Here is a 23,529-nt window from a genome sequence, read left to right as displayed (position 1 = left end):
GTTCTTCGGTCATGACCAGCTGTGGGTGGCCGCCCGCGCGACCGGCAGGGTGCGCAGGTACGCCTGGGCGGCGTGGGGATCGATGTTGCCGTTGTCGACTTCGACGTCAGTGACGTTGCGGGCGCCCAGAGCCAGACCGGCTGCGCCGGTTACGGCATCGTCCGGGTCGTACACGTTGAGCCATCTGATGTGTGCCGGCATGGCCAGCAGCTCCGGCTCCGGGATGTTCATGGCGCGCCGCACGGCGGGGATACCCAGGGGCGAGCCGCAGGTGACGAACGTGTGCACAGCGGTTCCGGCCGTGCCGGGAGCGGCAATCTTCTCCTGCCTGATGAGGTCGTAGGCGATCACGCTGCCCAGGGAGTGACCGATGACGACGGTGGCGGTGTCGTCACTGAAAGCTTTGAGGACGTGATCGTGGACCTTGGAGGCGAGGTTGGGGTGCTTGAGATAGAAGCGGACCTCACGCAGACGGGTGATGAGCTTGCCGACGACGCTGTCAGGGGTACGCCGGTCGTAGACCATGGCGCGACGGGTGACGCTGGGCGGCAGCTTCGGCAGCCCGAGCGTCGTCGGGTCCAGCTCCTCGGCCAGCGCCCGCTCCTGCGGCGTGAGCAGATCGTCCAGTGCCTCGACGATGAAGGCTTCCTCATCGGCGGTCAGGGCAGTGGAGTCGTCTGGGAAGAAGTCCGACGGGCCCAGCCGGTCCGCGCCCCGCGCCAGGAGCGAGGACCAGTGCGGAATCTCCAGGGTGGGGATCAGGCGGGGGTCAGTGCGCACCGCGTCCTGCCCGTGCAGGGCGGTGATACCGCGGTTCAGTGCCTTGTTCCACTCTTTGATCAGCTCGCGCCGCGACGTACGGCCCTGCTTGATCCCATGCACTCCGACAATGTGTTGCTGCACCCGTTCCCCCGCCAACTTGCGCCTGCGTCCCTACCCAACCGCCCGTTTCACCGGCATGGTTGAGGAGCCCACTCTACGGCGGCCGTCGCATGGCCACTGCCTCCTCGCCCCAGCCTCGTTATGGACCAGTGGTATCCCGGTGTGTCACGCCGGGCTCAACAGCACCTGTTCCAAGTCCTGCCAGGCTGGTGGCGGTTGGGCTGCTGAGCGCACGACGGTGAGCAGGCGCCCGTCGAGGCAGGCGTCGAAGCGGCCTTCGGCCCGTGCGAGTCGCTCTCGGACACCGGCTTGAGGTGGGGGCTGTTCGGCCAGGACGGCCAGCAGCACCTCGTACTGGGCAGGTCCCAGCGCGTCGGCGGGCACCCAGGTGCCGCGGAGGGGAATGTCTGCGAGTTCCGCGTCGAGTTCGGGGGCGGTGTCGTACAGCCGCTGTACCATGCGGCCGGTCCGTGAGAGCGGGTCGGCCCTGGGCGGTGTGGGGGCAGCAACGGGTACCGACATCACCAGCTGCAGCGCGTCCGTGGTGGATGGCGTGGCGGGCGGCGGTTCGGGATCGCCGTCCGGCATCTGCCCCAAGGGGTCCTCCTCCACCGGAAAGCGCCACTGGTCGCCTGCGCTCTGCCGCTTCCAGCGGGCGTCCAGTGCACCGTCCCAGCGTTGGTCCTGAGAAAGGAAGATGTCCACGGCGACGCCGGAGCGACCGATCCAGACCCAGCTCATGAAGTAGGCGTGGTCGCGGTGGGACGCCGACCAGAGAGCGAGTTCCTGCAGTCGCCTCTTCTGCTCGGCGAGCGGCCGCGTCGGTAGGAGCGTCTTGGCGCGGCGATGCCGACCCCGGGCCTCTCCCGCGACGCGGCCGCCAGGCAGATGGAACAGCAAGTCCGGTCTGACACCGCCGCTTTGATAGCCCGACAGCATGCCGCCGGGCAACGCGTCGAAACTGTGCAGGGCGTGCGCCGCGTTGTCCCAGGCGAAGAGGGCTTCGCTGGCCGCCGTCAGCATGCCCAGCCCTGAGCTTTCGGTGACGAAGCCGCGGATGTGCCGCGAGCTCGCCACAAATGCCCGGTGATCAACCTGGAGCGGGGCACCGGCGCTGGGGGCATCGAGATAGCTGGCCAGAAGGCGGACCTCGAGCTGCTTGGTCCGGTAGTCGACGACCCGGTTGAGATCGCAGGCGAGCGCGTTGATGTGGATGAGCCTGGCCAGCCCCACCCCCAGGTCACCCCGTCCGACCTGTGTGGCGGTCACCATCGCCCCTTGCACCCGAAACTGCCACACCCGGGCCCCTACGGTGTTCAACGTCGTGTTCCTCCCCGATGCGGTGCGCCCGCGTTATGGCGTCTCGCAAGCCGTCACGTCCGATTCTCCCCGCCCTGCAGCCACCCAGGTGTCACGAGGGGGGAGCAGCCACACGTCCGGCGCGGCGCTCGGCGTTGTTCGGCGTGTGGGGAGTCTGTGCTGCCTGGCCTCAGTGCTGGAAGTGGCGCAGGTACATGGGCAGGACGGTGCGCGTGAGCTGTTCGCCGCGGGTGGTGATGGCCTCGAAGTTGGTGCGGCTCATGGCGGCGAAGTTGGTCGGGTAGGTGGCTACCGCGCTGCGCGGGACGAGGTCGGCAGGCGGCGCGGGCAGACGGTTGTCCTTCATGCCGAGGTAGGCCAGCGCGAAGCCGTCGATGCGTCCGCTGGCGGCCCATTCGTGCAGGCGGGAGCGGGCGGAGTCCTGGGCTTTGCGGTGGACGGTGGCGAAGGAGCGGTTCAGGCGTCCGGCCATGAAGTGGGGTGCCTTCAGGGCGAGCTCGCCCAGTCCGGCGTCGCAGGCGATGATGAAGGGCACGTCGTAGACGTGCTGGGTGTGGTGCGGTGAGCGTCCGGGTTCCAGGACGGACAGGCCGAGGTTGTCGTAGACGCCGCCGTCGGTGAGCAGCACGGTGTGCTGCTGGCTGTGTCCGTCGCGGTGCTGAAAGGTGAAGGTGCGTTCCAAGGCTGGCAGGAGGGCGGGGTAGGCGGCGGAGGCGGCCACTGCGGTGGCGACGGGGATGGGTTCGGTGATGGTGCCGTAGCGGGAGCAGCCGCTGCGGGCGCTGCCGAAGCGGACGGCGTTGGTGGTGGCGAGGTCGGTGGCGGTCAGGACGACGTCGAGGCCGGGGTGGGTGACGTCGGCCATGGTGGCGGTGGCGAAGGCCTTGCGGGTCAGGACGGCGGCGAGCGCGTCGGTGCGGTTGGCGGGGCGGGCGACGCTGATGTCGGTGGTGCGGGTGAACAGGTGGCGTGCTCCTGCCCATGTGGCCGCTGTGAGATTGCGGGCGGCCGCGGAAGGCTTGAACGCCTGGCGTGCGATGTCCAGTTGCAGACCGGAGCGCAGCAGGCCGGTGGCGTGGGCGTCGAAGTCGGCGAAGTCTCGCGGGCCGTAGGCCCACAGGGCGGCGAGCAGGGATCCGCCGGAGATGCCGGAGACGACACGGATACGGTCGAGGAGATCGCGGTCGTTAAGGGCGCGCAGGCAGCCGAGGTGGAAGGCGGCCGCGCGTGAGCCGCCGCCGGACAGGGCGAGGCCGATGGTGCGGGTCATGAGCGGGAGCCCTTGCGTGGGACGGGGTTGTGGGGGCGGGTGGTGTAGCCGCCGGGCCACCAGGTCATGGAGCCGAGGTGGGCGGGCGGTGCCGGTGTGGGTGGCTCGGCGGCGGAGGAGGCTGTGCGGGTGGCAAGGTGGGCGTAGAGGTCGGGGCGGCCACCGGTGGCGAGCCACTTCTGCCAGACGGCATCCGGTCCTCCGGCGATGAGGACGAGGGCGCGGGCGGGGGCGTCGTCCAGCGGCAGGGTCAGACGGGTCATGGCGGTGCGGTCGGTGTCGCTGGGCTGTGCGGCTGTGTGGGGGTGGGTGTGCCACATGCCGAGGAAGCGGCTGATGTTGCCGGTCGCTTCCCGGCGGGCGGTGAGGTGGCCGCTGACCCCGTCCAGGCCGTGCCGGAAGTAGGCCTGGGTCAGCAGGGAGTCGGGAGGCGGGCCGGTGGCCTCGTCGACGAAGATCACGCCGGTGGCATCGTCGACGACGCCAAGCAGGGTGCCGCCGGTTTCCACCCGCGGGCCCCGCACGCGGGCGCCTCGGCGGGCTTCCGCGCGCATCTCGGCCAGCGCGGCGGGGGTGATGCGCACGTCGTAGCCGGTGGCCTCGTCGGTGGCGAGAGCGTCGTTGGGCCAGGTCAGCCAGCGTGGGCCGACGGGCTGGGCGTCGGTCGGTCCGCCGGGCGTGCGGATGATGAGCGTAGCCATGGTGTGCCGGTCGGCGGGGGCGTTGACGGCGTGGAGGATGCCGGTCACCAGTTGCCCGGCCAGGGCGGTGACGTCGGCAGCCGAACCGGTGAAGGTGGCGTCCGAGCAGCCCGGTTCGGGCTGGAAGAGCTCCGTTGGGGGCTTGGTGGGGAAGAAGTCCTCGATCAGGTCGTCGAAGGTGTGAGTGGCGTCGGTATGTGCGGCCAGCGCGGCGCGGCGCAGGACGTCGGCGCCGCCCCCGGTGGCGCTGCGGGGCGAGAAGGCGGCGATGCCGCGGGTGGCATGGTGGCCGATCATGAGCGTGGCCAGGTGGGGCCAGGGGGCGGCGTCGGTGCGGCGGGCGCGTTCGAGGTGGGCACGGACGATGCGGTTGGCGGTGCAGTCCCAGATCAGGTCGAACGTGTGTAGATCGAGTTCGGACAGCCGGGTGGTGATGTCGCCGACGAGTGCCTCGACCTGTGTGGCGTGGGGGGCGATCCGGTTGAGGCGGCTGGCCAGGACTCGCGCCTTGGCGCGGCCGATGTCGGCATCCGCATAGGGTTGGCGGGCCAGGATTCCCGGGTGGACGAGCGCCCGGTCGGCGACGGTGAGGTGCTCGGCGCCGGCACGTGCGCACATGTCGGCGACGGGGGCGCCCAGGGCGCCGGCGCCCAGGACTAGGATGCGTTTGCCCCACAGCCAGGCCGCGGGGGTGGTGTGGTCGCGGCGGACCGTGACCTCGGGGCGGGCCTCGTAGATGCGCATCCACCAGGTGCGCAGGCCGTCGAGCCATTCAGTGCCGAACTGGATAACCTTGTCGCCGAGTTCGGCCAGCTGCGGGTGGTCACTGAAGGCGGTGTCTGCGGCCAGGCGCCCGATCCGGTCGGCGAAGTCGGGCAGGTGCCAGGCCACCAGGTGGGTCTGGCGGGGGCCGTCACCGGCGATGCCCCGCGAGGGGGTGCCCAGCAGCAGATGCACTGGCGCGGCCGGGGTGTCTACGTCGTCCTCGGCGGGTGCATCGCCTTCGGGGTGGAGCAAGGTGCGGTTGTGGTCCGCGACGAAACCGGTCAGCCCCAGCAGCAGGCGTGGGGTGATGTGGTCGCGGGCCAGGGCATCGACCAGTTCGCGCGCGGTGAGCGGGTACTCGAACGTCAGATGCTGCGTGGTGACGACTGCCGGGGCGAGAAACGCGCGGGCGCCGGCCGGGAGCGCGGCCTTCTCCCGCAACTGCTCCAGGCTGCTGGGCCAGGGGTCCTCGACGGCAATCCAGCCCACCACGTCGCATCTGGTGTCGTTGACCTGGTGCAGTACGGCGGCGCCCAGCCATGGCCCGTCCGACCGTGCGACGGGCGCGTCGTGGCGGATCACAAGGAGTCCTGCGCTGCGGTCGGTCAGGGCGTTCGGCGGGTGCAGGGGTTCGCCGGGCCGGTCCAGTTCTCCCGCGGCCGCCGCCTCGAACCAGTCCAAGAGGCGGTTGATGAATCCGTACATGCCGTCGGCCGGATCCCACTCGGTCGCCGTCGAACGGTACAGGCACAGGTGGCGGCCCCAGTTGACGTGCGGCGCGCCGGCGAAGCGGGCGTGCCGGGTCTGCACGCTGGGGACGGCGAAAGGAAAGTCCGGGGGGATCAGCAGGGTGACCGCCTCGACGCTGCGCAGGTGCAGGCCGCCTGGGGTGCGCGGCAGGTTGGCGCAGCCGATGCTGATGCGGGCCTCAAGGTACCCGGAGCGATCGTCGCAGGCAGCCACGTGCGTGGCCGCCACCGCTCCCTGGGAAGCCTCGACGATCTGGTGCAGCTGGTCGAGGGCAAGCTGCTGGCCTTCGGTGAGTTCCAGGGCGGTGCGGTCCTTCACGCGTCACCGAATCCGATCTGTACCGCCGGCTCGGCCTTGTCGCCCCTCGCCTGTTGCACACCGGCGCGCGCGGCGTCCGTGCCGCGCTGGTGCGGCAGGCCGGTGGCGGTGAAGGAGGCGGCCGGGAAGCGAGTGGTACCCAGCGCTGTCAGCAGCCGGCGTCCCCCGCCCGCGGCCTTCAGCACCTGGGACTTGTTCTCCAGGTCGGTGACGTCGACGAGTTCGAGGCCCAGACCGGGCTCCAGAGCGAAGACCACCGGACGGGGCTCCTCCTTGGAGGGGTACTCCCCCGTGCACAGCACCGGGTAGGCGGTGATCGACTCGTAGGCGTCGCGGGCCAGCAGGTGCGGCGGGTCGTTGCCGGTGTCGTCCTCGTCACGGAAGGGCCGCGAGCTGGAGATCACCCGCGCGTCCGCGTCGGCATGCGCCTGGAGCTGGTCGAGGAGATCCTGCTTGAGCTCCTCCTCACCGTCCTCGCCATCGGCATACATGGCCTTCTTGGAGCAGTGGTGCGGGGAGAGCAGCACGTCCCACTCCACCCGGTCCGAGTTGCCCGCGGCCTCGCTGTTCTCAAAGATCATCTTGATGATGGGGTAGGCGAGGTCTCCCAGGAACAGCAGCCGGCCGACGGTGCCGTCACTGGCCTTCAGCTGTACTTGCAGGGCCAAAGACGTGTCGTTGCGGTCGCCGGCGCAGTTGTCCTTGAACGGTGCGTGGACGAACGCCTCCAAGCAGTCCGCGACGTCCTGGCCGTCGACCTTGGTGATCACGTCACCGGGGAAGGTGAAGTACTCATCGGGCAACTCGGCGTAGGAGTGCATTTCGCGGTCCTCGTCGTAGCCGATGATGCGCACCCGGTCTCCGCTGGCCGGCTCCTTGCCGTCCTCGATGGCCTTGAGGGTGGCGGTCACGCGCCTCTCGACCTCGTCCTGGAAGCGCTGCGCGTCCTCGCACATTGGCTTGTCCTCTGACAGTTCGCGCCACAGTCGGGGCGTCGCCCAGATCTCCCCGATCAGGATGGAGCTCTCCAGCAGGTCGCCGAAGCCGCAGCAGTGGTCCTTGTCGGCGTGAGTCAGGGCGAAGACTGCCAGGTAGGGCGTTTTGCCGTCGGGCTGCGGCAGGGTCTCCTCCAGGCGGTCGATGACGGCGGCGACCACCGCGTCGTCCTCGTCGGCCGCCTTCATGTCCCGCAGATCCACCTGCATGACCAGGTTGTCGCCCAGCACGATCGTGGTGGAGTCGCCCGTGCCCACCGGCCAGAACACCACCCCCTGTCCGGGAAGTTCCGTCTCGACCATGTCCTGCCTCTTCACTCGATATTGATCAACTAGCGGGAAACCCGTACAAGTTCACCCACGCGAGATTTACCACGCGCCACTGACAAGCCGCCGTAATCAGGCAGCGTGCGGGCAGGCCCTTGGGCACAGCCGGTCAGTCCAACTGCGGACTTCGAACGCGGCTGGCTCGTGCCGTCTGCGCGATCCGTAGGCAGCCGGGGCCGCGCACGCCGGAGGCGGCGCGGCCGACTCGCCCGTTCTCGCCCAGGGCGTCCGGGCTTGTTCAGCGGCGCGGAAGGGCCAGGAGGTTGTTGGTCCACACCCCGTCGGCGTGGGTCTGCAGGTACTTCTCGCCACGCGGCGGGGTCACCACGGCGACCTTCGCCCGGTGTCCGCCCGCGTCGCTCGTGTACGCCTGGCCCTTTTCGTCCTCGATCCAGGTGACGATCTCCGCCCGAGTGTTGTCGCCGCTCTTGGCGGTCTCCGGGTTGGTCCACCACAGGCGGGTGATGTGCTGGTGCGTGGTGCCGCCGGACAGGCGGACCGCGGTGATCTGGATGGCCATCGTTCTCTTCTTCTGCCGGCCTCGCCTGACGGGGCCCCGGAGCCGGCGCCAGGTCCCGTCACCCCGGTGTGGGGTGCTTCGCCCGGGACGGACGACGTAACTCGCGGGTAGAGAAACGAGGGTGTCCTCAAGGGGCCGACGGGACGTCAGGAGCAGTCGAGGCAGCGGTCGGCGCCGTCCGCGAACATCGCCAGCGGATGCCGGATGAAGCATCCCGGGCACAGGCGTTCACTCACGCGCGACGGGCAGGCACAGCGGCCGCACTCGGGACAGTTGGGGACGCGGCAGGCGGAACAGGCGGGGTCGAAGGAGCGGTACTCCTCGCCACAGTGCTCGCAGATGTACTCGCGCGCCTGGGGGCCGGTGTCCTTCGTGGGCGGCGTGAAGGCGCGCCAGGGCGCCGAGTCAGCGACGAGGACCGCGACCAGATAGCCGTCCATCGGCGCGGTCTGCGCATGCAGTTCCCGCCCCAGGATGCCGTCGCGGTAGCGGACCTGGGTGCGCCCGTGCGCGCGGCCCTGGCCGGCCCGGGCCTGGGCGATGGTGGAAATGTCGCCCTGCAAGCTGCCCCGCCGCAGCGGCGGAAGGCCGTGGGAGGCGGCGAAGGCGACCTTGCCGTCGGCATCCAGGAGGAGGACGTGTCCGGGAGCGGGCAGGTGCTGAACGGCTCGGACGCACACCGCCATGCGGGAGGCTCCGCTGGCCCGCCACAGCTCCACCAGGTCGGGGGCAGTCGGCCCGCCGGCGGCCAAGTGATGCTCTACCAGCGGGGCCGGCAGCAGGATCTCGGCGGCGAACGCGTCGCAGGCCGCGTCCTCCAGCAGCACACCGCCGTCGGGCTGGCGGTCGAAGGCGTCCATCAGGGCGAAGCTGTTCTGCTGCAGATGATGACCCAGCTCGTGCAGGGCGGTGAAGTCCCGTCGGGCGTGGCTGGCCGAGTCGGCGACGATGATCTGAGGGAGCGGTCCGGGTTCGTAGGCACCGGCGACGCTGCACCGCGCGCCGGTCTGGGACTCGGCAACGCGCCGGACGGTCAGCTCCGGCCAGGTCTGCATCTCGGCGAGAGCCCCCTGGGCCAGGCGCTGGGCTGCATCCGGCCGCTGTGTGTCCAGTTCCTCCAGCATGGCGGTCGCCTGAGTGCGGGCGGCGGCCGCAAGCACGTAGTTGACCACGGCAACCCCTACTGACCCAGTCGCAGCTCGAAGTAGCCGTCCGTGCGCGCCGCCCAGTTAATGTGCGTGCGGTCTTCCTGCCGGGCCGCCAGGGTGACGATGCCGTAGGCGGCACGCAGCCGGGCCCGGTGTTCGTCTTCGAGATGCCGGGCGGCCAGGGCCCGCAGCTGGCTGCGGCGCAGCGGCCGGTTCAGCTCGCTGACCACGGCGGGCGGCAGTGCGGGATTGGCAGCGAGGACCTCGTCCATCCCTAGGCCGAGAAAGACGGCGAGCTTCTCGGCCTGGTCGGCAGTGAGCGGGTACTGGCCGCGCCACAACGGCAGGGCCTGGGCGGGTGGCAGCTGCAGCTGCGCGCCGAGCTGCGCCACGGTGACACCGCGCTGTTGCAGCAGCTGCGGCAGGGCTCCGGATCCCTCCGGCATCCAGCGTGCGGCGCTCAGCCTCGCCAAGGTATCCGTCAAGACACCCCGGTACTCAGCATCCGCCACGGCGGGTGACGGCGGGGCGCTGCCCCAGCGTGCCCCGGGCGGCGCGGTGTGCGGCAGATCAGGGTGCAGGGAGGCAGCCAGAGGCACCGTCAGCTGGCTGACCTGACGGTCCAGCACGCACCAGGGCACCGGCTGTTTCAATCCCCACCACAGGGCGAGCGGCTGCTCCAGCGTGGAGGCCTCGGCGGGCAGCAGCAGCGTGCTGGCGTCGGCGTAGCGTTCCAAGGAGACCGGGATGGCGTGCACCGTGTCGTCGTCCACCGCCGTGATCACCAGCAGCTGGATGGTGCGCTCCCACACGGCCCGCCAGATCTGACCGGGTTCAGGATCCCGCGGCGGCGCGGTGGCGACCTCCCGGACGGCGTCCGGGACCTTCAGCCCAGCCGCGGCGGCCACCAGTCGTTCATAGGCACTGCTGTGGGCAGCGTTCATCCTGTTTCCCCCTCTCTGTGGCTGTGGTCCATCAGCGCATTCTCTTCCCACTCAGTACGGACGACGTCACACGGGCGGTTCAGGGGGCGGATCCGCACAGCGACGCAGCAGCGCGCCCATGACTGCCGTCCGGTCACTGTCGTCCGACAGGGCAAGCCAGAGCTTTGCCTTCAGGCCTGCCAGAACAGCCTCGGCCTGAGCCAGCCCGACCTCCAGCAGTTGCGCCGCGTGATGGGCGCCTTCGTCCAGGTAGGGCAGCAGCTGCCGCTCGTTGGCGGTTAGCCGCTGCCAGATGTCGGCGGCGCCGCCCCCGGCTGCCGCGGCGTCGGCCTCCGTCACCGTGCTCGCTTCGCCCGGCTCGGCCAGTGCCTCCTCGTCGGCGAAGAGAGAGCTGGAGCGTGCCGGCGCCAATAGCTCGAACCGGGACTCGAGGACCTTGGCCAGGTCCTCCTCCCGCACCGCGCCCCGCGCATGCCGCAGGACCTGCGTCAGGATGACCATGAGGGCATGGACCGTCTGCGCGGGGGTCGGCCCGGAATGGTTCCAGCGAGTGATCCCCACCCCGCGCACGCGCCAGGCTTCGGCAACGAGATCATCCGGATCGCCCTGCCATACCGCGCCCTCCGGGTGCTCGCTCAGCATCCAGCGCGGCGGGGAGCCGGGCATCCGGCAGAAGGAGGCGTCGGCGCCCATCAGCCGGGCGATGCGGCGCCGCAGCTTGCCCCGCGGCGTCTTCTTCGCCTCATCGATGAGGAAGTTCTTGATCGACGCGAGGAACAGCCGCTCCAGCGAAGCCTCGTCGGCGGCCTGGACGAAGCAACTGGTCACGAACCGCTGCCCGGCGCCCTCACGAGTCAGCATGGCCGTAATCACGTCGTAGGCCGCGTCATCACTCCACTCCGCATACCCCTCGGGCGGAGGGAACCCCGACGACCGGCGGACCTGATGCACCAGACGCCGTAGCAGCTCGAACGTCTCCGACCCCAACTGACCTGTCTGCGACAGCTCTTCGTACGCGCCACCCACTACCGGCACACCCCCGATCCACCCAGAACATGTAGCCCCCCAGGCTTCCTGCCTGCATACACCTGTCACCTCCCCCACACCAGGCAACACGCGCCGGTCAGACCAAGGAAGTACCCCCGCAGCCAGTAAGCACCCTGACACCTCGCCAGGAACCCGGGACCGTGAAGGCGTGGGTAGTCAGGATGAGCCGCCTACGGCATGGCGATCGCATGCGCCTCAAGAAGGGCCGAGCACACCCGCGTTGAGGCGCCAGCCCCATCGGCGAATCGGACAAGCCACCACAACTGCAGGCGGCCTGCGGACCCTTTCTGCGGATCCCGGCCCCTTGAGCGCCTGCATGCTGTGCTGAACAGCACAACGTGCACGACATAGACAGCCGCTCTGACCTGCACAAATGCCGCCAGAGCCATAAGGATTCTCGGGATATCTCCGAGATTCCAGCTCATTCACGAACGCTCAGCCCACAGCCCTGCGCACCACTGGCCATGAGTTCACCTATCACAATCTGCGCTGTTCAGACGGCACGTCGCCCACACCACGAAGTCTCCAGCTCAGACCTGAGACAGCAGCCCACGGCTGTCTAGCGAACGGACGGAACCCAAGAACTCACAACCGGGTCGCGGCGCTGTGCCGTGTGCCGCAGGTGGACATACGCCGTGCGCTGCCGGCCTGGACGCGGGAGGAACCGCTGGGCCCCTCGGGGAAGAGGCCGGCGGCGCGGCTCCACAACGGGGTGGAGACGGTTGCTGCCTGGGGTCCGGCGTGCCCGAGCTGTGTGGCTGCGCGGACCGGTCGCGTTGCACCAGCCCGCGTGTACCTGGCGGCGCACCAGCGAGTCTGCCCACGCCACCGGTGCTGGCTGATGAGCGTGCCCGGCAGCGGAGGCCATGTCGTGGGGCTGGCCGGATGCCCGGAGGTGGTCCAGGCGCAGGCCGATCACCGCAGGCTGCTGCGCCGCTCCCCCGTCGCTGCTTCGGCGTTCGAGGTTGCTGAGGCGGTCACCGCCTCGTGGTGGGCGCAGAAGTGGCCCGAGGAGCGCCTGTGGCCGATGCGGCTGGAGGCGGCCATGCCCGCGGGCGAGGATCCGCAGCGGTGGCGGATCCTGGCGCGGGATCTGGTCACCTACCCCGAGACCGTCGCCCTCGCCACGCTTCTGGCCAGCCCGGCCTGGCGGCTCCGTGTCGCGGCTGACAGTGGTGGTCACCTCCCCTACCGGTTGGCTGATGTGCCCTGTGCGCCCAGCGAGCTGGGCCATCGCCTGCGGCGTCCGTGGCTCACCGAGCGTCTGGCCGCCTGCACCCACGGACCGCTGTTTGCCTGGACGTACCAGTGCATCCGTACGGGGGCGGCAGTGGAGACGACGAACAGCGGCTGTGGCAGGTCCCCTTGGCGCTCCGGCCCCGGCCTCTCGCCGACGTTCTCGCGGGCTACCAGCGTCGGCAGACCGCGGGCACAGAGGGTCTGCCGGCTCAGAAACGGCTGCGGGGCCACAGCGTGCACGCCGACGGGGCCTTCGCCGCCGGCCTGGCCCACGCGCGCACGTACGCCGCCCAGCACGGCCACCTCGCCACCCGACGCGACACCCGAGTCGGTTCCTTCCCCCTGGGGAAATGGGTGCACAACCAGCAGGCCCACGCCCTGGCCCTGCCCGAAGAAAAGGCCGCCGCCCTGAAGGAGGTGGATCCGTGGTGGAACATCCCCTGGTCGGTGAAGTGGCAGCGCTCCTACTACCGCGCCCGCGACCACGTCAGGCGCCACGGCCCCCTCAACGCCGCCGACGGCTTCCCCGACACCCACGTGCTGACCGGGGAGTGGCTGTACCTGCAGTGCACCGACTACGGCTCACTCCACCCCGAACAGCGCCGTCTGCTGGCCGACATCGGCATCACGGCCCAGGTTGCCGGTAGCGCACGCCCGCGCCGAACGAGCCGGACAGCGGGCATCGATATGGCTGTTGCCTGTGCGCGCGCCTTCGTCGCCGAACACGGATGCCTGGCCCTGGCCACCAAGAACATCTCCCACCAGGGGTTTTTGCTCGGGAAATGGCTCGCTGCCCAGCGTTGCCTCACCCGCCGCCAGGACGAACCAGCGCACCTTCAGGTGCTCGACACGATCGACGTGTGGTGGAACCCGCCGTGGCCCTTGGCGTGGCAGCGCACCTGGCACCTGATCCGCGCTCATGCCCAAGACCGGCGCCAAGGGGCCGCAGAAGGGAGCTGGCCGGACGGCAGTGACGGCTGGGCCACATGGCTGTCCGTACAGTGCACCGGCTACAAGCAGTTGCATCCGCTGCAGCAGCGTCTGCTGGCGGAGATCGGCATCACCGCCGAGACCGCCGCCTCTTGCCCCCACGAGATCATCGGCCAGCTCTGCGGTACGGGCCCCGGGCTGGCCCACGCACGCACGTACGCCGCCGCACATGGCCACCTCGCCACGCCCCTGAAAGCTTGTCCTGAGGGGTTTCCGCTGGGGCGGTGGCTGAGCGAACAGCGCCACCAGGCGAAGGAGCACCATCGCAGTACAGGCGGGACATGGCCGGTCAGCACGCTCCTCGCAGCGCTCGACCCCTGGTGGAACCCGACCTGGTCCTTGGAGTGGCAACGCCATTGGACTCGCGTACGCGAGCGGTCAGAGTCCGCAGCCGGCGGCGGTACCGGCATTGCGGACCTTGAGAAGGAGCTGGCCAACTGGCTGGAACGGCAGCGCACCGGCTACGGCACACTCCACCCCGAGCAGCACCGCCTGCTGACCAAGATCGGCATCACCGCCGAGACAGCCCGAGCCGCCCAACCACCGGCTCCCCGCGCCGAGGCCGATCTTCTGGACACCGCGCTCGCACAAGCCCGCGCCTACGCCGCCGGATACGGCCATATCGCCGCGCCCGTCAGCACCGTCCTCGACGGGTTCCCACTGGGGAAGTGGCTGGCCTGGCAACGACGACGCGCCGGTCAGGGCCGCCTCTCCCCCACCCGAGCCGAGGCCCTGAGCGCAATCGATCCGTGGTGGAATCCGCCCTGGTCCCTGCAGTGGCAGCAGGCCTACCACCGCCTCCGCACAGCAGCTACGGGTGCCGACGGCGTACCGGCCACGAACCTCCCCCGAGGCCTTTGCCGCTGGATCCGTGTCCAGCAGGAGTCCTGGGAGCATCTCCACCCCGGCCAGCAGGACCTCCTGACCGCCCTCGGCATCACACCCCACACTGTCGTAGGCGAACAACCCGCCCCGGCCACACGCTCCTACCCCGCCAGCCCCGGACTCGACCACGCACGCGCCTACGCCGCCCGACACGGCCACCTCACCCCGGACAAGCACACCCGACAAGACAGCTTCCCCCTCGGCAGATGGCTGGGCCAGCAACGCCGCAAAGCCCGCGCCGGCGTCCTCTCCACCACCACCATTGAGGCGCTCACCGCCCTGGACCCGTGGTGGAACCCACCCTGGCCCTACACCTGGCACCGCACCTGGCAGCAATACCGCGCAACGACCAGCGGGAACGAACCCGTCCCGGACACACTCCAACACTGGGCCAACGCCCAACGCAGTCAATGGAGCACCCTCCACCCCGACCAACAACACCTCCTCACCACCGCCAGCTTCACCGAGGGCTGGAGCAGTTCGGACATGAAACCCTGAGCTCAGCGCCTCTACGCCGCCCCGAACCACCGCCAAGCGCACGACCTCGCCCACGAAAGCTCCCGAACAGGCTCTGGAAGGCGGCGCGATGGGCGATACTGGTGGGCAGGTCTGGCGTGCCCGCAACAGGGTGCACGCGGCCAGCGAGTAGAGAAAGGCGGTGCGGTAGAGGACAGATGAATCGGCTCAGGGGCTTTATAAGCATTCTTTTTGTTAGCTGATACATATAGCCCACCCTGCCCAAAAAGCCGAAGAAAACGTCCCCCGCAAAAACCGCCAGACAAGCCATCTGAAACACACCCCGGGATCAATGAAATTCCCTCCCGGGGTGGTGAAAAGCCTGCCGTAAAACACCACCGGCCCGCCTCACAGCGACGCCGGCCCTCGGCATGCCCTCACCCCCCGGCACACACGTGCCGCCTCTTTCCGTCCCAGCCGGCCCAGGCCGACTCGTTCAGGCATGAGGCGGCCCAACCGTCGCGTGCTGGAAGGGCATCCACGCGATGAACTCGTCCTCCCTCGCACCCGTCGCCGGCCTCCTGGCCGGGCTCCCCGCCGTCCTTGCAGGCGCTCTGGGCGGCGCGCCCTGGTGGGCCGTGGGAGCGATCGTCATCGCGGCATACCTCGCCATCCCCCTCACCAGCCTGATCCTCGACCACAACCGCCAGCGCAAAGGAAACATCGTCGACGAAAAATTCGCAGCCGCCCTCGACGAAATCACCGACCCCGAAAAAAGAATCCAGGCAATCATCAACTACCGTCAGGCCACAGCCCCCGCCTCCGTCCCCCAGCCGCCACCCGACCCACCACCGGGCGGGCTACCGTCCGAGACCCCACCCGCTGGCTCAGACAGTGCCAACCAGTCACCAGCATCCGCATAGACGCGGGGGCGGGAGGACTTTCGCCTCCGGACTGGAACCCGCGGCGGCCGACCGGCTAGTGACAGCACCCACAGCGCTGTCGGCGGCCCCGCGCAAGTCCTATACGTCGTCGAAGCTGGGCTGGCTCCATGGCTGGTCGGGGGGTGGGCCTTGGGCGCCGAGGAGCTGGGTGATCTTCTCGGCTTCATCACTTGAGAGATCGGAGAGCAGGCGCGTTGTCGTGCCGAGGAGGGCGTCCAGCGGTACCTGGGTACGTGCGCCGCGGGCGCTGGCGATTCCGGTGCCGAACAGGCACTGGAGAGTCTCGCCGGAGGGGATGCGGGCATCGGCTTCGATGACTCCCTCGGCTTGTCCCAGCGCGTCACTGATGCCGTCGAGTTGGGCGTCGTGGGAGATGTCGTCTCCGGGGCCGCCGTATCCGACGTGGCGGTCCGTCACGACCATTCGAAGAGAAGTCAGCGGGATGCCGAAGCGGTCGGCCCTGTTCCTCACTTCGTCGAGGCGGGGCAGGTCGTGCTCCTGCCCGGGCGGGAGCTGGCGCCGGGCCTGGGCAACGAGCACATGGAACCGCGGGGTCTGCAGGATCAGCTGGCCGGCCTTCACCGCCCAGCGCCACGGGCTGATGTCCGCGTCAGCCATGCCGGGCACGATCATGCAGACGCGGCTGGTCCAGAGCTGGATCGCCTCACGCATCAGGTGCTGAAGGTTGCCGGTGCCGGCGGCCGGGGTGCGCAGCAGGATAGGGAGGCTGATCATGCGGACGACCCGGTTCCAGAATGCGGAGTCGGTGATGTCCTCGGATTCCAGGAGGTACATCAGGGCCGTCTCGTCGAGATGGCCGACGCCTCGCTGGGGTGCGGGGAAGCTGGCGAGTGTGGATCCGCCGCCCTGCCAGAGCGCGGCGAGGAAGGCTGACATCCGGTCGGCGACCTCGGTGGTCATCCGTGCGGTGAGGGCGTCGACGGCGTCGCGGGTGGGAACGCGTTCTCCCGCACGGGCGGCCTCGGCTCCCTGGACGACCGTGTTCAGGAACTCCTCGGTCGCCGCTTTGTCGAGGGTGCCGCGGCCGCCTTCGAGAACGGAGCGGGACACCAGACGGGGAATGCCGGGAGAGTCGTCGGCCGGCTGGAGTGCGCCGAGCGCGGAAGCGTCGAGGAGCAGCGCGGTGCTGCTGCCGGGCAGCGAGGGAAGATCTCCTTGCTGCCGTGCGGTGGGCAGCTGGCCAAGCGCCAGGAGCACCGGCCGGTCGGCACGGGGAAGGCGCTGCAGGTCGTCCTCCAGCTCGCGCTGGTCGGATGTGGTGCGCAGGTAGATGAACCGGCGCGGTGTGCGGGGCCTGCCGGGCCATTCCAAGACCATGTCGGGGACATGGGTGTGGTTGAAGAACTCGGTCTTGGTGACGGTTGCACCGGGGTCCATACGGCGCAGGTGCCGGGCGACTACGTCTTTGACCTGGGTGAACATCAACCGGTCGTCGGGCTCGTCCATGGCCTGGGAGATCGACTGCTCGACGATGTTCACCACGAGCCCTCTCTGCGGGTGAGTTCGGCGGCGACAATGGCTGCCCAGTCCTTGAGCGGCAGGAGGGTTTCCTGCTTGTCCGAGAGCACGATCAGCCACAGACGGGCGGCGACCGACCGGACGAGTTCAGCGTCCAGAAGTTTTCGGGCTTCCTCGGGGTCGCTGGTGCCGAAAACACGGCTGCTGTGCTGAAGGACCGCGGTCTCCACCTGGTCAGGTGAGTTGAGGGTGGACCAGGAGTTCGCCCGGAACGGTGCCCAGGTGATCCACATGAAGTGATCGCTGAGATGGTGCTGGGCCTGGGCGGCCACGTAGCACTTGGCGAGAAACTCGTCGAACTGGGTTCCCTGGTCGCTGGGTTGCGCGTAGTTCTTGACCTCCGCGCAGAACATGTCGTTCTGGTAGGGGTCACCGCGCATGGCACCCCCCAGATCGAAGGAGAACGTCCGGCCTCCGTACGGCCAGGACAGAGTCAGCCGACGGCCACAGGACTCCGAGTCCGTGTTCGCGTACGCGCCGAAGATGCGCATCGTGCCCTCGAGCCACTGCTTGGCTCTGCGGGCCCCCGAGAAGCCCTTCACCTGAGCATCTTCGCCAACCACCACAGGCGTAGCTTAGTGCGATCGGATCATCACGATGCGCTCGAACGGGCCAATCCCCCGCCACACCGACGCCTGCCGGCTCCAGGAAAGGGAGACCCACGGCCTGTGAAAAGTAAGCAGACGACGGGCCGAGGACCGGCCGGCTCCTGCGAAAACGCCCGCCCGGCAGGGCGAACACGAGACCGTGGCGGAGTGACCCATCATCCCGGCCTCCTGCGGACAGCTCCCCTGCAGGGGGAGACGACCTCGTCGCTAATCTGCCGCATCGCAGGCCGCTACGGGATGGAAGCGAAGGTGCTGCGGTCGTCCTGGCAGTGGCGCAACTACCCGCCGGGCCACGACGGCGGGGGCGCACGGGCCGACGCCGAAGTGCTGCTGAACGCGCCCGGCCGGCAGCTCCTGGCAGGCCTGTGCGGCGTCGAGGAAGACGTGCTGGCGCGGGCGTTGCCATCGTGGGGACAGGAGGACTCCAAGCTGTCGGCCGGAAAGACCGGGGTGCCGGCGGCGGCGTGGCGGACCGGCGGCGCGGTCGCCGGGCCGGTCGCCTTCGGCTGCCGCCTGTGCACGGCCCGGCGTACGGGGACGGCCGTGCGGGTGGTGCGGTACGCGCCGCGATGGCAGCGGGTGTGTGTCCGCCACGGGCGGTGGCTCCTGGACGCGGACGCCGATCAGCCCCACGAGTATCTGGACGTGCGGGGTGTGCCGGAAGTAGCCGCGGCGCAGCAGCGGTGGACCGGGGTGGCGCGGCGGGCAACACGGGCCGGAGCAGAGCCGGAGAGGGTATTCGCGCTGGCGCACGCGGTGGTCGCCCGGTGGTGGGAGCAGGCCCTGCACTGGGAGCGGGAGACGATCTGGCCGCAGCGCCTGCACCAGGTCGCAGGCGGCAACGTCGGGACGGATCTGGACCGTTGGCGGACCGTGGGGCGGGACACGGTCGTCTTCCCCGAGGTGGCGGCCGTCGCCGATGCGCTGCTGGACCCGGCCATGGCCCAGCTGGCGTGGACCGACAGCGGCGCTGGGCGGCCGCGGGCTCTGCCCGCCGACGGGATGTTCTGCCGCCGGCTCGGTGAGCGGGTGGGCCGGCCGTGGCTGGGGCCGCTGGCCGCGACCGACTACGGCGGACCGCTGACCTCCTGGATGGGCAGCGTCATCCGCATCCGCCGCGGGGTCGGCGGACCGCCCGGATACGACAACGACCCCTGGTGGCTGCGCCAGGAACACCAGCCCGCCACCATGGCCGGGCAGTTGCGGGTGCTGGGCAAGGAGAAGAAAGCGCCCGGCTCGGGAAGGATGTGGCGCGCGGCGGTGCCCGCCGAACAGCGTGCGCTGATCACCAGCACCATCGAGAGCGCCGAGGAACAGCTGCTCCAGTTGCGCGGGGTGCAGACTGGACCGACCGCCGACGTCGCCCAACAGCTTCTGCGCAACCTCCGCCACAGCGCCGCCCTGATCGACAATGCCTGGAAGCGGACCGCCCTGGCCGCGGTGAACGCCGGGATGCCCCTGGAAGAGGTCGCCCAGTGGGCGGAAATGTCTCCCGACGCCTTGATGACCATGCTCGCGGCCGGCCAGGAAGACGGCGGCTGAGAATCGTGTTCGTAGCGGGCGCGTTGGCTGTTGGCCGATAACAACACTCGTCGGTGGCAGAAATACTGAAAACGCGGGCGCGCGCGGCCGGGCAGGAGTTGGCTGGCGCGAGTGATCAACGCAGCAGAAACCCGGCCCGGGGGCCAGCCAGGGCGTGCCGCACCGTGTGGGAGCGGCTTCGAGGCGGTCTTCCTCGACCCTCTCGGGCAGATGGTCCAGCAGAGATGGGCGGACGCGGCCCTGGCAGTGGCCTTCGAGGGCCTACCGCCCGTCTCCGCGTTCCCGGCGATCCCGGGGCGGCGGTGGGGACCGGGCCTGTGGTGGTCGGCCACGACCGGACGGCACGTGGCGGCCGGGTCGAACGCGATGCGCCTCCAGCTGATGGTCCTGGACCGCGCCCCGGAGGTGACCGGGCTGGCGGGCCGGCCGGTGCGACTGCTGTGGCGCAACCACCGCGGACAGGTCCGCTCCTGGGTTCCGCAGCTGTTCGCCCGCTATACCGATGGCACCGCCCTGCTCGCCGACTGCCCCAGCCACCCCGACGCCGGCGGCGAACGCGCCCTGAACGCCGCGGAGGCCGTAGCGGAAGCATGCGCGCACCTCGGCTGGACCTACCAGCGCCTCGCCCCGCTCGACGACATCCTCGCCGCCAATCTGAAATGGCTGGCCGGGTACCGCCACCCTCGCAACGCCGGCCGCCCCGGCCTCATGCCCACCGTCCTCGACGCATTCGCCCACCCCCGGCCCCTGCTCCAAGGCGCGGAAACGGCCGGCGACCCCATCGAGGTTCTCCCTGCCCTCTTCCACGCCCTGTGGCACAGACAGCTGACAACCGACCTGGACACCCCCCTCCACGAGCAGGTCCTGGTCGGCCCGGCCCAGAGCCGAAACGGCCTGGACAGGACGGGAGGCCGCAGGTGAGCGCCCGGCGCAACGCCCGACCGGCGCTCAGGGTCGGGACTCACGTCCGCTTCCGCGGCGTGAAGTGGCAGGTGGTCGCCCTGGCCGGGCAGGACATCCACCTCATCGGCCCGGACGGCGGCGGTGAGGCCGTACTCGCCGGGCACCTGTTCGCCGACCCCGGCTTCACCGTCATCGGGGCCGAGGTGCCCCAGCCGGCCCCGCAGTGGGGGCTGTTCGAGACCGCCCCCGCCGCGGCGCGCGAGAAGGCACTGGCCTGGCAGCGGCACGTGAGAGAGGTTGAATGCGGCCTTGCCGGCGGGCTGGGCAGTGACGGGGCGGTGCGGCCGCAGTACGACCCCGAGCAGCACACACTGGCCCAGCGCGAGCAGGCCAAGGCCCAGGAGCTGACCGCGCTCGGCTTCGGCCGCGTCTCGCGCACCACGGTCCAGCGCATGCGGCTCGCCTACCGCAAACAAGGCCTGTGGGGGCTCCTCGACCACCGCAGCACGCGCGCCCCCAGCCCCACCGGGCGGGCCGACGAACGGGTCGTCGCCGCCGTCCGCGAGGCGCTGCGCCGCCGGCGCGGCCGCTCCAAGGGCACCATCAACGGTCTGTTCCCCCTGATCAACCACATCCTGGAAGACCGGCACGGGCCTGGCACGGTGCCCGCACCGTCCCAGGCCACGCTGTACCGGCTCGTCACCACCCTCGCCCGCCCCAGCGAACTGCCCACCGGGCCTGTCCGGGCCATTCCCGCCAGCTTCGACGGACGGGCCTTCACCCCCACCACCGCGCTGCGGCCCGGCGAGCAGGTCCAGATCGATACCACCCGCCTGGACGTCCTCGCCCTCTTCGACGACGGCACCCTCGCCCGCCCCGAACTCACCATCGCCATCGACGTCGCCACCCGCGCCATCCTCGCCGCCGTCCTGTGCCCCAGCGCGACCAAAGCCGTCGACGCGGCCCTGCTGCTGGCGGAGATGGCCGTCCCGCACCCCGCCCGCCCCACTTGGCCCAACATCCTGCGCATGGACCACGCCCGCGCACTCCCCCACAAACAGCTGGCCACGCTGGACGAACGCCTGGCCGGCGCCGCGGCCCGGCCCGTCGTCCTGCCGGAGACGATCGTCGTCGACCGCGGCCGCGTCTTCGTCTCCCGCGCGTTCACCGCCGCCTGCGAAACCCTCGGCATCAGCGTCCAGCCCGCCCCGCCGTTCGCGCCCACCGCCAAAGGCATCGTGGAGCGCGCCTTCGGCACCATCAACGCGCTGTTCTGCCAGCACCTGCCCGGCTACACCGGATCCGACGTCACCCGCCGCGGCCCCGACACCGAGAAAGATGCCTGCTACAGCGTCCCCCACCTGCAGGACCTCCTCGACGAATGGCTGGTCCACTACCACCACCGCCCCCACGAAGGCCTGCGCCACCCGATGATGCCGAAGAAGGCCCTCACCCCGAACCAGATGTGGGCCGCGCTCATCGCCGTCGCCGGACACGTCCCCGTCCCGCTGACCGGCCACGACTACCTCGAGCTGCTGCCCGTGCGCTGGCAGGCCATCACCGCCTCCGGCATCCGCATCCACCACCGCACCTACGACGCGGACCTCCTCGCCCCCTACCGCGGCCAGCCCTCCCCCATCACGGCGCGCGGCGGGAAATGGGAGATCCACCACAACCCCCACGACGTCCGCCAGATCTGGATCCGCCTGCCCGACGGCGAACTGACCGAGATCCCGTGGATCCACCGCGACCACGTCCACCAGCCGTTCAACGACCACACCTGGCAGCACATCAGAACACTCGCCCTGCACGACAACCACGGCGATACAGAGCAGTACGAAGCCGACCTCGCCGACGCCCTCGACCAGCTCATGCGCCGCGTCCACAGCGGCCACGCCACCAGAACCGAACAGGCCCTCATCGCCCGCACCACCGCCATCCCCCTCCCCACAGCCCGCCGCCCAGAACACGACACCGGCCAGAGCGCCGACGACCCAGCGCAGCGGCACGAGGACGACAGCATCGACGACCTCGACGACCTCCCCGACGACGACACCCTCGCCCCGGCCACCGGATTCGGGCTCTACGACGCACACGAGGAAGCCGACAAGTGGTAACCCCCCGCCCGCGCACCGACCACGCCACCCGTGCCGGCGAGACCAGTCCGAACGCCGCCCGGGCCCACAACGCCGCCACCGGCGCAGGCGGCGGTGCGGCCGAGCCGTCCTGGCCCCTGACCACCTGGCAGGGCTGGCACCGATTCGTCACCACCGAACCTGTCACCCCGCCCCGGCCCGGCCAGCCACCCCGCAGCCCGGAGGAACGCCTCGCCTACCACTCCGCGTTCGTCACCATCCGCACCCCCGCCATCAGCCAACTTGCCACCCAGGTCCGCACCCTGATGATCCTCGGCCGCCACCAACAGGCCACCGCACGGCCCTCGCTGATCGTCACCGGACCCGCCGCGGCCGGCAAAACCACCGCCCTCCTGAACGTCGGCCGCACCTGCCACCTCGCCCACACCCGCAAAAACCCCACACCGCCCGGATCGGCACACGCCGCGATACCCGTCGCGTACGTCCTCGTCCCGCCCGGCGCCACCGCGAAAACCCTCATCACCGAATTCGCCCGCTACCTCGGCATCCCCACCACCACCCGCATGACCCAGACCCAGATCACCGACGCCGTCTGCCACACCTACAGCCAAGCCGGTGTCCAACTCGTCCTCATCGACGAAATCCACCGCCTCAACCCCCGCACCACCACCGGCGCCCAGGCCGCCGACCTCCTGAAAGACCTCACCGAACGCCTCCGGGCCACCTTCGTCTACGCCGGCATCGACGTCACCGATACACCTCTCTTCTCCGGCACCCGCGGCGCTCAGCTCGCCGGACGCGCCACCCTCATCACCTGCGGCCCCCTCCCCGCCCGCCACGGATCACGTGAACCCTTCCGCGACGTCATCACCGACATCGAAAACAACCTCGACCTCACCCACCACAAAAACGGCACCCTCCCCCGCCACGCCACCTACCTCCACCAGCGCACCGCCGGCCGCATCGGATCCCTCACCCGACTCATCCGCCAAGCCGCCATCACCGCCATCTGCGACGGCACCGAACGCATCACCAAGCAATCACTCGACACCATCCGCCTCGACCACCTCGCCGAAACCCACCACCGCCCCCGCACACGAGGTCGCTAACCCCAACACCCCGGCCAGCACAAACAGCCTTGACCAGCACAAACACCAGCCGACCCTTTTCACGCTAGAGCTACCTACGACGAACCAAGCCAGGCTCAGCACACAACACACAACCCCAGCTCACACACCCCGACCTCCCCGCTGGAACCGGTCACCCGACCTCTCAACAAACCAGCAACACACCAGGCCAGCCGCCGCCCCGTACACCAACAAGCCCTCCCTCGAGCGTCA

At 70.0% G+C, this 23,529-nt stretch carries 18 protein-coding genes; 6 read left to right on the top strand and 12 right to left on the bottom strand.

The features are described from left to right. Positions 1-9: 9 nt before the first annotated feature. The 10 genes from AQJ58_RS36250 to AQJ58_RS43600 all read right to left on the bottom strand — a co-directional run bounded on the left by AQJ58_RS36250 (position 10) and on the right by AQJ58_RS43600 (position 12,088). Entirely contained in the window at positions 10-882 is an 873-nt protein-coding gene (locus AQJ58_RS36250) for an endopeptidase (RefSeq protein ID WP_234360411.1), read from the bottom strand. A gap of 165 nt (positions 883-1,047) precedes the next feature. Further along, on the bottom strand, positions 1,048-2,151 hold the full coding sequence (locus AQJ58_RS36245; protein WP_159056375.1) for a hypothetical protein: 1,104 nt from the start codon (positions 2,149-2,151) through the stop codon (positions 1,048-1,050). 220 nt (positions 2,152-2,371) lie between these two features. After that, positions 2,372-3,472, bottom strand: coding sequence for a patatin-like phospholipase family protein (locus AQJ58_RS36240; RefSeq protein ID WP_067258224.1), 1,101 nt, complete (start codon positions 3,470-3,472; stop codon positions 2,372-2,374). Continuing rightward, positions 3,469-6,006 (bottom strand): anti-phage 6A-MBL system cap2_3 protein, encoded by a 2,538-nt coding sequence (locus tag AQJ58_RS36235; protein WP_067258222.1) that lies wholly within the window; start codon positions 6,004-6,006, stop codon positions 3,469-3,471. Before AQJ58_RS36235 ends, AQJ58_RS36240 begins: the two co-directional genes overlap by 4 nt. Beyond that, the gene (locus tag AQJ58_RS36230; protein ID WP_234360410.1) at positions 6,003-7,319 is read right to left on the bottom strand and encodes an anti-phage 6A-MBL system MBL-fold protein; all 1,317 of its coding nucleotides are present in this window, start codon (positions 7,317-7,319) and stop codon (positions 6,003-6,005) included. The genes AQJ58_RS36235 and AQJ58_RS36230 overlap by 4 nt, the downstream gene beginning before the upstream one ends. Before the next feature lie 247 nt (positions 7,320-7,566). Further along, complete coding sequence (locus tag AQJ58_RS36225; RefSeq protein ID WP_067258217.1) at positions 7,567-7,848, bottom strand: DUF3892 domain-containing protein; 282 nt, start codon at positions 7,846-7,848, stop codon at positions 7,567-7,569. Between the two features lie 146 nt (positions 7,849-7,994). Next, a complete protein-coding gene (locus AQJ58_RS36220; protein WP_067258214.1) occupies positions 7,995-9,020 on the bottom strand; it encodes an ImmA/IrrE family metallo-endopeptidase in 1,026 nt (341 codons plus the stop codon). Positions 9,021-9,028: 8 nt separating this feature from the next. Continuing rightward, complete coding sequence (locus tag AQJ58_RS36215; protein ID WP_067258213.1) at positions 9,029-9,940, bottom strand: hypothetical protein; 912 nt, start codon at positions 9,938-9,940, stop codon at positions 9,029-9,031. A gap of 66 nt (positions 9,941-10,006) precedes the next feature. Continuing rightward, the gene (locus AQJ58_RS36210) at positions 10,007-10,966 is read right to left on the bottom strand and encodes a hypothetical protein (protein WP_234360409.1); all 960 of its coding nucleotides are present in this window, start codon (positions 10,964-10,966) and stop codon (positions 10,007-10,009) included. Positions 10,967-11,902: 936 nt separating this feature from the next. Continuing rightward, the gene (locus tag AQJ58_RS43600) at positions 11,903-12,088 is read right to left on the bottom strand and encodes a hypothetical protein (RefSeq protein ID WP_159056374.1); all 186 of its coding nucleotides are present in this window, start codon (positions 12,086-12,088) and stop codon (positions 11,903-11,905) included. Positions 12,089-12,235: 147 nt separating this feature from the next. Between AQJ58_RS43600 and AQJ58_RS36205 the strand changes: the two genes are divergently transcribed. Both AQJ58_RS36205 and AQJ58_RS41975 read left to right on the top strand, forming a co-directional pair. Beyond that, positions 12,236-14,599, top strand: a complete 2,364-nt coding sequence (locus AQJ58_RS36205) for a Helicase associated domain protein (protein WP_079079437.1) — start codon at positions 12,236-12,238, stop codon at positions 14,597-14,599. 596 nt (positions 14,600-15,195) lie between these two features. After that, positions 15,196-15,480, top strand: a complete 285-nt coding sequence (locus AQJ58_RS41975; protein WP_234360408.1) for a hypothetical protein — start codon at positions 15,196-15,198, stop codon at positions 15,478-15,480. Between the two features lie 99 nt (positions 15,481-15,579). Here AQJ58_RS41975 and AQJ58_RS36195 read toward each other — a convergent pair whose 3' ends face one another. Further along, entirely contained in the window at positions 15,580-17,004 is a 1,425-nt protein-coding gene (locus AQJ58_RS36195) for a hypothetical protein (protein WP_067258203.1), read from the bottom strand. Next, positions 16,998-17,582, bottom strand: a complete 585-nt coding sequence (locus tag AQJ58_RS36190) for a hypothetical protein (RefSeq protein ID WP_067258201.1) — start codon at positions 17,580-17,582, stop codon at positions 16,998-17,000. The genes AQJ58_RS36195 and AQJ58_RS36190 overlap by 7 nt, the downstream gene beginning before the upstream one ends. Positions 17,583-17,795: 213 nt before the next feature. Here AQJ58_RS36190 and AQJ58_RS36185 point away from each other — a divergent pair, with 213 nt between their 5' ends. From AQJ58_RS36185 to AQJ58_RS36170, 4 genes are all read left to right on the top strand, one after another. Then, positions 17,796-19,190, top strand: a complete 1,395-nt coding sequence (locus AQJ58_RS36185) for a TniQ family protein (protein WP_067258198.1) — start codon at positions 17,796-17,798, stop codon at positions 19,188-19,190. 210 nt (positions 19,191-19,400) lie between these two features. Further along, positions 19,401-20,111, top strand: a complete 711-nt coding sequence (locus AQJ58_RS36180) for a TnsA-like heteromeric transposase endonuclease subunit (protein ID WP_067258195.1) — start codon at positions 19,401-19,403, stop codon at positions 20,109-20,111. Beyond that, complete coding sequence (locus tag AQJ58_RS36175; RefSeq protein ID WP_067258192.1) at positions 20,108-22,210, top strand: Mu transposase C-terminal domain-containing protein; 2,103 nt, start codon at positions 20,108-20,110, stop codon at positions 22,208-22,210. Before AQJ58_RS36180 ends, AQJ58_RS36175 begins: the two co-directional genes overlap by 4 nt. A 116-nt stretch (positions 22,211-22,326) precedes the next feature. Then, positions 22,327-23,298, top strand: coding sequence for a TniB family NTP-binding protein (locus tag AQJ58_RS36170; protein WP_067258497.1), 972 nt, complete (start codon positions 22,327-22,329; stop codon positions 23,296-23,298). Positions 23,299-23,529 lie beyond the last annotated feature (231 nt).

The organism is Streptomyces sp. DSM 15324 (genome assembly GCF_001514285.1).
GTDB lineage: Bacteria > Actinomycetota > Actinomycetes > Streptomycetales > Streptomycetaceae > Streptomyces.
The sequence above is the reverse complement of the archived record's forward strand: the minus strand, read 5'-3'. Positions and strand labels throughout refer to the sequence as shown.

Bases quoted from the DNA above. Each gene is read 5' to 3' on its own strand.
- AQJ58_RS36240 (WP_067258224.1), bottom strand. From the start codon at position 3,472: ATGACCCGCACCATCGGCCTCGCCCTGTCCGGCGGCGGCTCACGCGCG.
- AQJ58_RS36225 (WP_067258217.1), bottom strand. From the start codon at position 7,848: ATGGCCATCCAGATCACCGCGGTCCGCCTGTCCGGCGGCACCACGCAC.
- AQJ58_RS36215 (WP_067258213.1), bottom strand. From the start codon at position 9,940: ATGAACGCTGCCCACAGCAGTGCCTATGAACGACTGGTGGCCGCCGCG.
- AQJ58_RS36180 (WP_067258195.1), top strand. From the start codon at position 19,401: ATGGTCCAGCAGAGATGGGCGGACGCGGCCCTGGCAGTGGCCTTCGAG.